This window comes from Streptomyces sp. NPDC000134 (genome assembly GCF_042899225.1).
Lineage (GTDB): Bacteria > Actinomycetota > Actinomycetes > Streptomycetales > Streptomycetaceae > Streptomyces.
On sequence record NZ_JBIAZN010000001.1, the window covers coordinates 398137 to 411045 of the forward strand.

Below are 12909 nucleotides of genomic sequence, written 5' to 3' on the forward strand. Positions count from 1 at the left end.
GGTCCCGTTCGAAGTTACGGGCGGCATCCGAAATACCGAACGCTGTCGTCCGGCTGACTCACGAACAGATGGGGCAGGGCATGGGACGACCTGGCCTGAATCGCAGGCAACTGCTCGCCGGGCTCGGCGGGCTGACGGTCGCCGGGAGCTTCGGCTTCGCGGCGCTCGGGACCGGGGCCGACGCGCTGGCCTCCGGGGCGGACACCCGGGTGCGCTACTGGAACCTCTTCAGCGGCGGCGACGGCTACAACATGATCGCGATGCTGGACGCCTTCCGCGCGGACCACCCCGGCATCGACGTGAAGGACTCCACCCTCCAGTGGGGCAGCCCCTTCTACACCAAGCTCGCCATGGCCGCGGCCGGCAACCGCGCGCCCGACCTCGGCGTCATGCACCTGGGCCGGGTCACCGGCTTCTCGCCCGGCCGCCTGCTCGACCCCTGGGACATGGACCTGCTCGCCGAGTACGGCGTCCGCGAGGCCGACTTCAACCCCGCCCTGTGGAAGCGCGCGGTCATCGGCGGCGAGCTGTACGCCCTCCCCCTCGACATCCACGTCCAGCTCTGCTTCTACCGCCGGGACGTGCTGAAGAAGGCCGGCCTGCTCGACGCCGACGGCCGGATGATCTCCCCGGCCTCCCCCGACGAGTGGTTCGCGATGCTCAAGCAGGCCAGGGCGGCCACCAAGAAGGGGCTCCAGACCATCGGCCTGTGGCACAACGACCAGAACTTCCAGTGGTGGTTCTTCGTCGCCTTCTACACCCAGCTCGGCGGCACCTGGTTCAACCCCGCCGATACCGAGGTCACCTTCGACACCGGCAAGGCCGAACAGGTCCTGGAGTTCCTCCGCCGGCACGTCGCCGACGGCTACGCCAACCCCGGATACGGCGGCGGCGCGGGCGCCGAACAGTTCGTCAACGGCTCCCCGTTCTGCTGGGAGGGCAACTGGTCGGTGCCGGTCTTCGACAGCGCGAAGGTCGACTACGGCGCCACCCCGCTGCCGCCCGTCTTCGGCAGGCCCGCCACCCACGCCGAGTCGCACTCCTTCGTCCTGCCCCACCAGGCGGGCCGGGGCGGCGCCGCCAACGAGGCCGCGCACCGCCTCGCCGCCTACGTCGTCACCCACGCCCGGCAGTGGGCGGCCGGCGGCCACATCCCCGCCTACACCCCCACCCTGTCCACGGCCGCCTACCGGGCGCTGGAGCCGCAGAGCGAGTACGTGACGGCGATGGACCACCAGGCCACCGAGCCCAAGGTGTGGTTCGCCGGCTCCACCGGCATCCTCGCCCAGCGGGTCGGCCCGATCGTCGTCTCCGCCACGACCGGCTCCGCCAGGCCCGAGGCCGCCGCCCGCCGGATGAAGTCCACCCTCACCAAGCTGCTGGCCACCAAGAACCCCATGGACGGCCGCACCGCCGCGCAGGGAGGTGCGGTCGCATGACGACGACCAGCGCCGAGACCGTTCTCCGTCCCGCGCGGGCGAGGACCGCCGCCGACGCGGCCACCGTCCGCCGCAAGCAGGGCTTCCAGCACGGCGGCTGGTTCGTCGCCCCGTTCCTCGCGCTGTTCGCGCTGTTCGTGATCTGGCCGCTGCTGCGCGGGCTCTACCTCAGTTTCACCGACGCCAACATCTCCGGCGACGGCGCGAGCTTCGTCGGCCTGGACAACTACCGCGAGGCCCTCCAGGACCCCCTGGTCTGGGACGCGCTCGGCCACAGCGCCTTCTTCACGCTGCTGGTCGTGCCCGCCATCACCGTCCTCGCCTTCCTCCTGGCGATGCTCGCCCACCACATCGAGCGCGGCAAGTGGCTCTGGCGGCTCTGCTTCTTCCTGCCGTTCCTGCTGCCGTCCACCGTCGCGGCCAACCTGTGGCAGTGGCTGTTCAACCCCGGCACCGGCATGGTCAACCACGTCCTCGGCCTCGACACCCCCTGGCTGACCGACAAGTCGTACGCCATGCTCGCCGTGGTCGTCTGCACCCTGTGGTGGACGGTCGGCTTCAGCTTCCTGCTCTACCTCGCCGCCCTCCAGGGCATCCCCGCCCACCTGTACGAGGCGGCCAGGCTGGACGGCGCCAACGCCTGGCACCGCATGGTCCACATCACCCTGCCGATGCTGCGCAACATCACCGGCCTCGTCGTCGCCCTGCAGATCCTCGCCTCGCTCCAGGTCTTCGACCAGGCCGTCGTCATGCAGGACTTCGGCACCGGCCCGGAGGAGTCGACCCGGACCTTCGTGCAGTACACCCTCGAACAGGGCTTCACCAGCTACCGCGTGGGCTACGCCTCCGCGATCTCCATCATCTTCTTCGTGCTGATCGCGGCCGTCGCCCTGGGGCGGATGTGGCTGCTGCGCAACCGTGAGGAGGGCGGCCGATGACCACCGCCGTACAGGTACGCAAGGGGTCCCGCAGGCCCTGGACGCCCGGCCAGATCGTCCTCACCCTGCTCGGCGCGGCCGTCTCCGCGGTGATCCTCTCCCCGCTGGTGTGGGCCCTGTCCACCTCCCTGAAGTCGGAGACCGAGGCGGTCGAGGTACCCCCGCACTGGCTGCCGGAGGACGTCACCGGCCAGGCGTGGTCGGCCATCTTCGAGACCGGCAACCTCACCAACTGGTTGGTGAACTCCCTCGTCGTCTCCGTCTGCGTCACCACCGTCGTCCTGCTGGTCTCCGCGCTCGCCGGATACGGCTTCGCCCGCACCGAGTTCCGCGGCAAGGGCTTCCTGATGGGCGTGGTGATGGCCGGGCTCATGGTCTCCCCGGCCGTGCTCGGCGTGCCCCTGTTCACCACCGTCCAGCAGATGGGCATGGTCGACACCTACTGGGGGATGATCCTGCCGCAGTGCGCGCCCGCCGCGATGGTCTACATCCTCTACAAGTTCTTCCAAGGGGTCCCGCGCGAACTGGAGGAGGCCGCGTTCATCGACGGCGCGGGCCGCTGGCGGGTCTTCTTCACCGTCATCCTGCCGCTGTCCCGGCCCTCCCTCGCCGCGGTCGGCATCTTCACCTTCATCGGCTCCTGGAACAACTTCCTGTGGCCGTACATGGTCACCAACAACCCCGACCTGATGACCATGCCCAACGGCATCGCGACCGTCATGAACTCCTACGGCATCCAATGGGCCCAGTTGATGGCCGGCGGCCTGATGGCCGGCCTCCCGCTGATCATCGTCTTCGTCTTCTTCCAGAGGCAGATCGTGGCGGGCGTGGCCCACACGGGTCTCGCCGGCCAGTGAGACGTGCCCCGAAGGGGCGCGGGCAACCACGACGCGCCCGCACCCGCCAACGCACCCGGACCCCCTCCTCGAAAGGCGCTCATGCGTACCGCCCGCTTCACCCTCGACCCGGCTTTCACCGTCGCCGAGGTGAACCCCCGCCTCTTCGGCAGCTTCGTCGAGCACCTCGGCCGCTGCGTCTACACCGGCATCTACGAGCCCGGCCACCCCACCGCCGACGAGGCGGGCCTGCGCCAGGACGTCCTCGACCTCGTCAGGGAACTCGGCGTCACCGCCGTCCGCTACCCCGGCGGCAACTTCGTCTCCGGCTACAGGTGGGAGGACTCCGTAGGCCCCGTCGGGCACCGCCCCCGCCGCCTCGACCTGGCCTGGCGCTCCACGGAGACCAACCGCTTCGGCCTCTCCGAGTACATCGCGTTCCTGCGCAAGGTCGGCCCCCAGGCCGAACCGATGATGGCCGTCAACCTCGGCACCCGGGGCGTCGCCGAGGCCCTGGAACTCCAGGAGTACGCCAACCACCCCGCCGGCACCGCCCTGTCCGACCTCCGCGTCGAACACGGCGACCAGGACCCCTTCGGCATCAAGCTGTGGTGCCTGGGCAACGAGCTGGACGGCCCCTGGCAGACCGGCCACAAGACCGCCGAGGAGTACGGCCGGATCGCCGCCGAGACCGCCCGCGCCATGCGCCAGATCGACCCCGGCGTCGAACTCGTCGCCTGCGGCTCCTCCAGCCAGGCCATGCCGACCTTCGCCGAGTGGGAGGCGACGGTCCTGAAGGAGACGTACGACCTCGTCGACTACATCTCCCTGCACGCCTACTACGAGCCGGTCGACGGCGACGTGGACTCCTTCCTCGCCTCGGCCGTGGACATGGAGTCGTTCATCGAGAACGTCGTCGCCACCTGCGACCACATCGGCGCCCGCCTGAAGTCCAAGAAGAAGATCAACCTCTCCTTCGACGAGTGGAACGTCTGGTACCTCTCCCGCTCCGAGGCCCAGGTCGCCGCCCTCGACTGGCCCGAGGCCCCCCGACTGCTGGAGGACAACTACAGCGTCACCGACGCCGTCGTCTTCGGCTCGCTGCTCATCGCGCTGCTCCGGCACGCCGACCGCGTCACCGTCGCCTGCCTCGCCCAGTTGGTCAACGTCATCGCCCCGATCATGACCGAACCCGGCGGCCCCGCCTGGCGGCAGACCACCTTCTTCCCCTTCGCCCAGGCGTCGAAGTACGGCCGCGGCCAGGTCCTCGACGTCCGCGTGGACTCACCCACGTACGAGACGGCGAAGTACGGCGAGGCCGATCTGCTGCACGCCACCGCCGTGCGCGCCCAGGACGGCACGGTCACCGTGTTCGCCGTCAACCGCTCCCGCACCGAGGCGCTGCCCCTCGACGTCGCCCTGAGCGGCCTGGACCTGAGCGAGGTCGTCGAGCACAGCGCCCTCGCGGACGCCGACCCCGACGCCCGCAACACCCTCGCCGAGCCCGAGCGGGTCGCCCCGCACCCGGTGGCGGGCACGGCCGTCCGGGACGGCAGGCTGTCCGCCGTCCTGGAGCCGCTGTCCTGGAACGTGATCCGCCTGGCCTGACGGCTCAGCGGCCGGGGGCGGCCACCGGTTCCACCGGCACCCCTCCGGCCGCGCTGCCCAGCACCGTCAGCCGCACCTCGCCCGGTCCGGCGGCCGTCGTGCCCTCCGCCAGCACCGCCAGCGCCAGGGTGTTGTCGCCCCGGGTGCGCAGGATGCCGCCGGGCAGCACGAAGGTGTGCTGGGCGCCGCCGTTGACGTACTGGCCGAGGTTCCAGCCGTTGAGGAAGATCTGCGTCCGGTACGCCCGGCCGGGGGCGTCCTCCAGGACGAGCCCGACGGCGGTGTCCACATTCTTGGGGACGGACAGCCGGAACCGGGTCCGGTACCAGGTGACGCCCTGCCGGCGGTCCGCCCGGGGCAGCTTCGCCGCCGCCCAGTCGCCGTCGTCGAGGCCCGGCAGGTGCCAGCCCTCCCGTTCGCCGTACAGCCCGCCGTTGTTGAGCGGCCCGCGCACGGGGTCGGGGGCGGCGGCGCCCCGCACCCGCCACCGGGCCTTCGCGGCGGCGCCCCCGAAGGTGACGGCGGTCAGTCCGCGCGCCGTCCACCCGTCGTCGTGCGGGCCCGGCCGCACCAGCACCGACAGCACCCCCTCGGACCGGCCCCGGAACCGCTCGCGCAGGGCCTGGGGCAGCTTCAGCACGGTCGTCGTCTCCCCGTCGGCCGTGCCCCGGCCGGCGCCCAGCGGCTCCCCGTCCAGCCAGGCCAGCACAAGCCCCTGCCCGCCGGTGCGGTGCGCCAGGCGCACCGACGTGAGCCCGGCGGCGTCCGTGAGGCGGGCCCGGTACCAGACATCGCCGTACGGGAAGCCGTAGTCGTCGGCGAAGAGGACGGGCTGCCCCTGCGGCACGGGCGTCGGACCCGACGACGTCCGCTTGTCGGCGGCCGTCCAGTCGCCGTCGTCGAAGTCCGGCGCCGACTCCGGGTTCTCGGTCCGCCGCCGCCAGTTCGTGAGCGCGGGGAGCGCCGGCGCGGGCGCGCCCGGCATCGGTGCCGTGCCCGGCGCCGGAGCCGCGACCGTCACGCTGCCGGCCCGGGTGAGCGTCACCCGGGGCGTGGTGCCGTTCCAGGTGAGGCCGGTCAGTCCGCGCGGCCCCCACACCTCCAGGCCGGTCGCGGCCCGGACGTCCCCGGTCAGCTTCGCGGTGGAGCCGTCCAGGGTGACCCCGCGCAGCAGCGCCGGGCCGTAGACGAGGACCTTCCCGGACGGCGTCTCGTACGGCCACAGCCGCAGCGAGGTCGCGTCGTCGGCGAACACCAGCACCAGCGGCCGGTCCGAGCCGCCCCCTTCCACCAGCACCCGGGTCAGGCCCCCGACGCCCAGCGGGGCGGTCACGTGCAGCCGGCCCTGGTCGTACGCCCAGGCCGCCTCGGCGTCCAGCCGCGTGGTCTCCGGCTGGCTCGGGCAGTCCAGCACCACCTGCGCCATCTCGCCGTACCGGCCCACGAACACGGCGATGTCCTGCCGGCCCGCCCCCAGGAACAGCATCGGCTGCACGGTGGCGTACCCCAGCTTCCGGTCCCCGCCCATCGACATGCCGGTGACCAGCAGCTTGGCGTCCCGGGCGGCCACCGGGACGGGCGTCTGGACGGCGGTGCCCGGCAGCTTCGTGGTCACGTCCTGGTCGGAGTCGTTGCGCAGCACGTACACCTGGGTGCCGGTGTCCGGGTTGGCCAGGTGCCGCACCGTCACCCGGCGGTCCCCGGCCCGCACCTCCGCCGCCGGTTCCAGCTTGGAGAGGTCGGGCACGTGCCGCAGCAACTGCCCGATCTGGTGCACCGGCGCCAGTCGCTCCGTCGCCTTGCGCCCGCCGTCGAACGCGGCACCCTCGTCGTACGCCGCGGGCACCGGCGGCGCGCCGAGCCACCCCCACGACACCCCGCCGAACGCCAGCGCCCCCTGGGGCGTCACCGAGCCGCCCGCGAGGTCCCCGAGCCGACGCCGCCGCTCCTCGGCGGCGTCCTCGGCCCGCCGCACCGCGGTGTCGCCGTGGACGAGGGGTACGTCGATCCCGTCGGCGCGCACCTGCCCGCGCGGCTCCCCCTCCGGCAGCCGGTACAGCAGCACCGTGCCCCCGCCCGCCGTGTAGAGGTGCCGCCCGGCTATCGCGTCCACCCGGCGCAGCCACTCCCGCTCGTGCCGGGGACGGTCGGCCGCGGCGATCCCCGCCAGCCAGCCCGGCAGGCCGCCCGCGTCCACGTCGGCGCCGATCCGCGGACCGGGCCGCAGCACCACGTACAGGCCCGCCCCGGCGGCCGTCCGCAGGAACAGGCCGAGGTCCCGGACGCCGGTGAAGTCGTAGCGGCCGGGGGCGGGGGAGTGCTGGTTCCAGGCGAGCGGGACCTCCACCGCGTTGTAGCCGTGCGCGCGCATCTTCTCCAGCACGTCCCGCCACAGCGAGGGGCTCGGCAGCCGGAAGGGCTGCAGCTCGCCGGACCACAGCACCAGCCGCCGCCCGTCCACCAGCAGCGAGTACCGGTCGAAGCCGACCTCGTGGCGGCGCCCGTCGGCGGCCGGCGGCGGGGGCGGCGGCCCGGTGGGCACGGTGCGGCCGGCCCCGGACGGAGCCACCGCGCCGCTGCTGCCGCCGCCGAGCACGAGGCCGAGGACGGTGGTGCCGGCGACGGCGCTGAAGGTACGTCTGGTCAGCTCCAAGGGGAGCGCCTCCTGTCGAGCGCCTCCTGTCGGGCGCGGGTTCATGCGCTGTTCACGTGCGGGGCCATTCTCTACAACCGTCCCCGTAATGGTCATATGAGCAGCTCAGCGGGGGCGCGCCGGGGCCGGTGCGGGCCGCCGGCGCCCCGTGCCGAACCTGTGGAACGTTCTCATCCCCGTCTCAGCCCGTCCTCAGATCGACGCCCTAGTGTCACCCGGACCCCATCCCTATCTCTCCGGTGGGGAAACCCGGAAACAATCCGGGAACCGGAAGCGGGACATCGACAGGACGGCGGTACTGCCATGCGCACGCTGATACTGCTCGCCCTCGCCGGCCTCGGCGCCCAGCTCGTCGACGGCAGCCTGGGCATGGCCTACGGCGTGACCTCCACCACCCTGCTCCTCGCCCTCGGCACCAACCCGGCCGCCGCCTCCGCGACCGTCCACCTCGCGGAGATCGGCACCACCCTCATGTCCGGCGTCTCGCACTGGCGCTTCGGCAACGTCGACTGGAAGGTCGTCCTGCGCATCGGCGTGCCCGGCGCGGTCGGCGCCTTCCTCGGCGCGACCGTCCTGGCCCGCCTGTCCACCGAGGTCGCCGCCCCGGTGATGTCCGTGATCCTGCTCGGCCTCGGCCTGTACGTCATGTCCCGCTTCACCCTGCGCGGCCTGCCCGAGGGCCGCCTCGGCAAGCCGCTGCGGAAACGGTTCCTGTCCCCGCTGGGCCTGGTCGCCGGGTTCCTCGACGCCACCGGCGGGGGCGGCTGGGGCCCGGTCGGCACCCCGGCCCTGCTGGCCAGCGGCCGGCTGGAGCCGCGCAAGGTGATCGGCTCCGTCGACACCAGCGAGTTCCTGGTGGCGATCGCCGCCAGCCTCGGCTTCCTGTTCTCCCTGGGCTCCCAGGGCCTGAAGTGGACCTGGGTCGGTGCCTTCCTCCTCGGCGGCCTGGTCGCCGCGCCCATCGCCGCCTGGCTGGTCCGCCTGGTCCCCCCGCGCGTCCTCGGCTCGGCGGTCGGCGGCGTCATCATCGTCACCAACGTCCGCACCCTGCTGCACAGCGACTGGGCCCGGCTGACCGGCGCGCCCGCGCTCTGCGTCTACATTCTCCTGTACGCCCTGTGGGCGGCGGCCCTGGCGTACTCGATCCGGGCGCATCTGCGGGAGCGGGCGGCCGAATCCGCACCGGCCGTTGCCGAACAACCGCTGGCGGCGGCGCGGCGATCTCCCTAGCGTGGTCCCCCTGAGCAACCGACCACAGGGGGGCACGTGTCCGAGGAGCACCACATCGAACTGGCCGACGCCGTACAGGCGGTACGGGATGAACTGATCACCGCGGCGTCCCGGGCGACCGGCCAGGACGTGACGTTCGAGGTCGGGGACATCCAGTTGGAGTTCGGTGTCGAACTCCGCAAGGAGATCAAGGGCGGCGTCAAGGTCAAGGCGTGGGTGGTCGAGGCGGGCGTCGACGGGGGCGGCAGCCGCACCAGCACCCACCGGGTCGCCGTCACGCTCAAGGCGATCGACTCCCGCACCGGCGGCCCCTGGCGGGTACGCAACCACGCCCGGGGCAGCGTGGCCGGCTTCGGCCAGGACAGCGACGCGTCGTGATCGGAGGCCGGGCCCTGGACCGCGTGGTCGCGGTCCTCGCCGACGGGCAGGGCAGCGGGGTGCTGCTGGACCCACGGCATGTACTGACCGCGTGGCACGTGGTCGGGAGCGGGGCGGTGGAGGCGATCCACCCCTCGGCCCGGAGTACGACTGCGTGCACGGTCATCTGGGAGAGCAAGGCCCACGACGTGGCCGTGCTGCGCGCCGACTCGCCCCTGGTGAGCGCCGAACGCGCGGCGCCGATGGGACGGCTGAGAGTCGGCAGGGTCGCCACGCCCGAGCCGCTGCCGCACTGCCAGATCGTCGGCTTCCCGGAGATCCAGCGCTACGGGGAAGAGGGCGAGGACCTGGAGTACGACCAGTACCGGGTCAGTGTGCTGCCGATGGCGGGACGCATGAGGAGGACCCTCGTCTGCGAGCTGGACCGCCCGCCCGCCGACGAGGCGGGCCGCCGGGACTCGCCCCTCCAGGGCCTGTCGGGGGCGCCCGTCTTCGCCGGAGCGGTCCTGCTCGGCATCGTCACCGAGGTCCCGCGCGACCGGCTGCACCTCAGGGTGGAGGCGACACCGTTCGAGGCGATGGCGAAGGCGTCGGCCGAGGAGGGGAAGGTCCGCTTCGACATCGATGTGGAGGACGTCACCGACGTCCACCCCCGGGACGAACGGTTCGAGGCCCGGTACGCCGAGGACCTCAGCTCGCAGTACCGCAAGACGGAGATCTTCGGCATCGACGAACTGGGCCGGGGCGAGGCCCGCTGGGACCTGGACACCGCCTACCTCAGCCTGGAGGCCGAACCCGCCCACGAGGACGACGTCCACCGCAGCGAACGGCTCAAACCGGCGGCCTCCTCGCACCGCATCGACACGCTCCTCGCCGACCGCCCCCGCGCGCTGCTGCGCGGTGAGGCGGGGGCGGGCAAGACGACCCTGGTGTGGTGGCTCGCGGCGCACGCGGCCAACGCCACCCTCAACGAGAACCTCGCCGAGCTGAACGGGCTGGTGCCCTTCGTGATCCCGCTGCGCGAAGTACACGCACGCGGCGGGAAGTTCCCGGCCGTGCCGGAGCTGCTGTCGGCCGGCCGGGTCCTGACCGACAGCGCACCGTCGGGCTGGGTCCGGCGCGTTCTGGAAGCCGGCCGGGGCCTGCTGCTGGTGGACGGCCTGGACGAGGTACCGGAGGACAGACGCGAGGAGGCCCGGCGCTGGCTGGCCGTCCTCCTGGACCGCTACCCCCGCACCCGCTGCCTGGCGACCGTGCGGCCCAACGCGGTCGACAAGGACTGGCTCGCCCCGGACGGCTTCACGGAACTGACCCTGCGGCCGATGAGCGACGAGGACATCCGGTCCTTCGTCCAGGCGTGGCACGCCGCCGCGCGCATCGAGTGCGACCTGCTGTTCACCGGGCGGCGCCAGGCCGACGAGCGGGACCAGCTCACCTCCCTGGAAGAGAGCCTGCTCCACCAGTTGGACGAGAACACCGCGCTGCGGGAACTCGCCCGCACCCCGCTGCTGTGCGCCGTGATCTGCGCCCTGCACCGCCGCCGCGGCGGCCTGCTGCCCACCACCCGCTGGTCGCTGTACCGGGCCGCCCTCGCCATGCTGCTCGGCGGCCGGGACGCCGCACGGGGCGTCCGCAACCCCGACGACCTCGCCCTCGACTCCGACGAGCAGCACGCGCTGCTGCAACGGCTGGCCATCTGGCTGGTCCGCACCGGCCAGCAGCAGATGACCCACGCCATCGCCGTCCAGCAACTGGAACTGGCCATGCGGGACATGCCGCAGATCAGCTCCCAGGCCGCTCCCGCACGGGTCCTGCGGTTCCTGCTGGAGCGCAGCGGCCTGCTCCGCGAGCGCACGGACGACGCGATCCAGTTCATCCACCGCACCTTCCAGGAGTTCCTCGCCGCGAAGGAGTTCCACGAGAGCGGCTACATCCTCGAACTGCTCGACCGGGCCGACAAGGAGGAGTGGCAGGACGTGATCGTCCTGGCCGTCGGCCACGCGACGCGCCGGGACGCCAACGAACTCATCGGCAAACTGGTCGATTTCGGGGAGGCGGCCGAGCACCGGGAGAAGCGCTGGCACCTGCTGATCCTGGCGGCCCGCTGCGCGACCAGCCTGCTGTCCCTGGACGCCGCGCTGAGCGATCGGGTCCGTGAGTCGGTCCGGGGGCTGATGCCGCCCCAGTCGTACGAGGAAGCCATGGAGATGGCGGGGCTGGGGGATTGGGCGGTGGACGTACTGCCGTCCGCCGAGGAGGTGGTGGATGCCGAGGCGACGGTTTTCGCGCTCACCCACATCCGCAGCCCTCGGGCGCGGCGAGCCATTAGGGCGTTTGTCTCGAACTCTGAAGGACACATCGTCAGGCTCATCGTGCGGGGCTGGGCCCTGCACCCTATCGGCGCGTACGCTCATGAGGTACTGGCCGGTATGCATGTGCCCTACCTGTCCTTGGAAGAACCGGACATGCTCCCTCATCTGCCGCTCTTCGGCTCCCTCCGGCATGTCTCCGTGGACACTTCCTTCTCGGCGGAGGAACTCGATACCTATTTGCCGACAGCGGGGCTGAAGAGGCTTGACTGCCGGAACTGCGCATCACTGAACAGTTTGGCCTTTCTGCGCAGCCGTACCGAGCTGGAGCACCTGGAACTGGGGGTCATAAGCTGTGGGCTCGACCTCTCCGTGCTGTCCGACTTGCCTCTGGCGTCCATAGCGCTGCACATGGGGGGAGTGCCGGTGGGCAACCTGAGTGTTCTTCCACAGTTCGAGGCCCTGCACACCCTTCGACTGAACGGGGTACCCGACGGTGGGTGGGGGGGCCTCGCGGCGCATCCCGGGGTACAGAACCTGTCGGTGTACTCGACTGACACGAGTTGGCTGTCGACTCTGCCCTACTGGATGGGGCTCGAATCGCTGGTCGTCGATAGCGGGACGCGAGACGTTCCGGAGATCCTGACCGCAGTGGGTGCCCGACCCCGGATCAGCGGACTGACCTTGAGAGTCCATAGTCTTTCGGCATTGACGGCTCCAGGGGCGCTCGCCCATGTACGTCGCCTGACACTGACACGCCTCATACGGCACAGCGACACTTCTCGTGTACGTGCACTCTTCCCAGAACTCAACGAGCTGACTTTCGATCTGCAGATCAGCTCTGACCGGGAGACGCCTCTGGACCTCACACCTTTTGCGGACCTGCCTGGCCTGCGCGTCATCGTCCGGGGGTTGGTCCAGATGGGCTTCGAAATCCGAGGCAAGGAGGCACTGGGCGACAGGTTCACCGATGACCTGATCTACATGGGACCGGCCAAACCCGCGGACGAGTGAGCGTCGCGACCCGCGGCCGGTGTCAATCGGGAGAAAAAGGACTATGTGATTCCCGTCGACGGCACCAGGCCCCGGCAGTAAGGTCCCGTCCTCAGGGTGGCGGAATACCGCCCCCGCGACGTCAAGGAGGACCCCATGCCCTGGGACATGACCAAGTGCAAGTGGGGAGTGCCGGCGGACTTCACCGACGACGACGCGCTGGCGGCGGTCAAGGCCGCGGACTTCACCAAGTCCGTGTACGTCAACACCTCGGCGAAGCAGCGCAAGACCAGGCAGGCGTACACGTACGTCACCGTGAAGGGGTACCGGATCTGCGTCGTCGGCCACCTCCACCAGGAGCCGGACGGCAGCAACCTCGACTCCGGGAACTGTTTCATTCCCGGCTGGGAAAAATGGCAGGTCAAGACGGAGAGCGATGTCGTCACCGTGATCGCCAACCTGCCCGACGGCGGCACGTGGCCGGACGACGAGCGGTACCCGCACCCGGCCGCCTGATCGCGGGCG

General features: G+C 71.5%; 9 protein-coding genes. 8 read left to right on the forward strand and 1 reads right to left on the reverse strand.

The window, feature by feature from the left end:
- Nucleotides 1-80 precede the first annotated feature (80 nt).
- From ACFY32_RS01725 to ACFY32_RS01740, 4 genes are all read left to right on the forward strand, one after another.
- Entirely contained in the window at nucleotides 81-1439 is a 1359-nt protein-coding gene (locus ACFY32_RS01725; RefSeq protein ID WP_390673157.1) for an extracellular solute-binding protein, read from the forward strand.
- Nucleotides 1436-2377: a sugar ABC transporter permease gene (locus ACFY32_RS01730; RefSeq protein ID WP_359191383.1), complete on the forward strand. Its 942-nt coding sequence runs from the start codon at nucleotides 1436-1438 to the stop codon at nucleotides 2375-2377. Before ACFY32_RS01725 ends, ACFY32_RS01730 begins: the two co-directional genes overlap by 4 nt.
- Nucleotides 2374-3234 carry a carbohydrate ABC transporter permease gene (locus ACFY32_RS01735; protein ID WP_359191380.1) on the forward strand — a complete coding sequence of 287 codons (861 nt, stop codon included), beginning with the start codon at nucleotides 2374-2376 and terminating at the stop codon, nucleotides 3232-3234. The genes ACFY32_RS01730 and ACFY32_RS01735 overlap by 4 nt, the downstream gene beginning before the upstream one ends.
- Before the next feature lie 81 nt (nucleotides 3235-3315).
- Complete coding sequence (locus tag ACFY32_RS01740) at nucleotides 3316-4821, forward strand: alpha-N-arabinofuranosidase (protein ID WP_390673158.1); 1506 nt, start codon at nucleotides 3316-3318, stop codon at nucleotides 4819-4821.
- 4 nt (nucleotides 4822-4825) lie between these two features.
- On the opposite strand, the gene ACFY32_RS01745 is transcribed toward ACFY32_RS01740, so the two are convergent.
- Entirely contained in the window at nucleotides 4826-7474 is a 2649-nt protein-coding gene (locus tag ACFY32_RS01745; RefSeq protein WP_390673159.1) for a beta-galactosidase, read from the reverse strand.
- 303 nt (nucleotides 7475-7777) lie between these two features.
- On the opposite strand from ACFY32_RS01745, the gene ACFY32_RS01750 reads away from it, so the two are divergent.
- The 4 genes from ACFY32_RS01750 to ACFY32_RS01765 all read left to right on the forward strand — a co-directional run bounded on the left by ACFY32_RS01750 (nucleotide 7778) and on the right by ACFY32_RS01765 (nucleotide 12900).
- Nucleotides 7778-8704 carry a sulfite exporter TauE/SafE family protein gene (locus ACFY32_RS01750; protein ID WP_359191371.1) on the forward strand — a complete coding sequence of 309 codons (927 nt, stop codon included), beginning with the start codon at nucleotides 7778-7780 and terminating at the stop codon, nucleotides 8702-8704.
- A 36-nt stretch (nucleotides 8705-8740) separates the two neighbouring features.
- Complete coding sequence (locus ACFY32_RS01755; protein ID WP_359191368.1) at nucleotides 8741-9082, forward strand: trypco2 family protein; 342 nt, start codon at nucleotides 8741-8743, stop codon at nucleotides 9080-9082.
- Nucleotides 9079-12405 (forward strand): NACHT domain-containing protein, encoded by a 3327-nt coding sequence (locus ACFY32_RS01760; RefSeq protein WP_390673160.1) that lies wholly within the window; start codon nucleotides 9079-9081, stop codon nucleotides 12403-12405. The genes ACFY32_RS01755 and ACFY32_RS01760 overlap by 4 nt, the downstream gene beginning before the upstream one ends.
- 135 nt (nucleotides 12406-12540) lie before the next feature.
- Nucleotides 12541-12900: a hypothetical protein gene (locus ACFY32_RS01765; protein ID WP_390673161.1), complete on the forward strand. Its 360-nt coding sequence runs from the start codon at nucleotides 12541-12543 to the stop codon at nucleotides 12898-12900.
- Nucleotides 12901-12909 lie beyond the last annotated feature (9 nt).

Bases quoted from the DNA above. Each gene is read 5' to 3' on its own strand.
- ACFY32_RS01725 (WP_390673157.1), top strand. From the start codon at position 81: ATGGGACGACCTGGCCTGAATCGCAGGCAACTGCTCGCCGGGCTCGGC.
- ACFY32_RS01730 (WP_359191383.1), top strand. From the start codon at position 1,436: ATGACGACGACCAGCGCCGAGACCGTTCTCCGTCCCGCGCGGGCGAGG.
- ACFY32_RS01735 (WP_359191380.1), top strand. From the start codon at position 2,374: ATGACCACCGCCGTACAGGTACGCAAGGGGTCCCGCAGGCCCTGGACG.
- ACFY32_RS01740 (WP_390673158.1), top strand. From the start codon at position 3,316: ATGCGTACCGCCCGCTTCACCCTCGACCCGGCTTTCACCGTCGCCGAG.
- ACFY32_RS01750 (WP_359191371.1), top strand. From the start codon at position 7,778: ATGCGCACGCTGATACTGCTCGCCCTCGCCGGCCTCGGCGCCCAGCTC.
- ACFY32_RS01765 (WP_390673161.1), top strand. From the start codon at position 12,541: ATGCCCTGGGACATGACCAAGTGCAAGTGGGGAGTGCCGGCGGACTTC.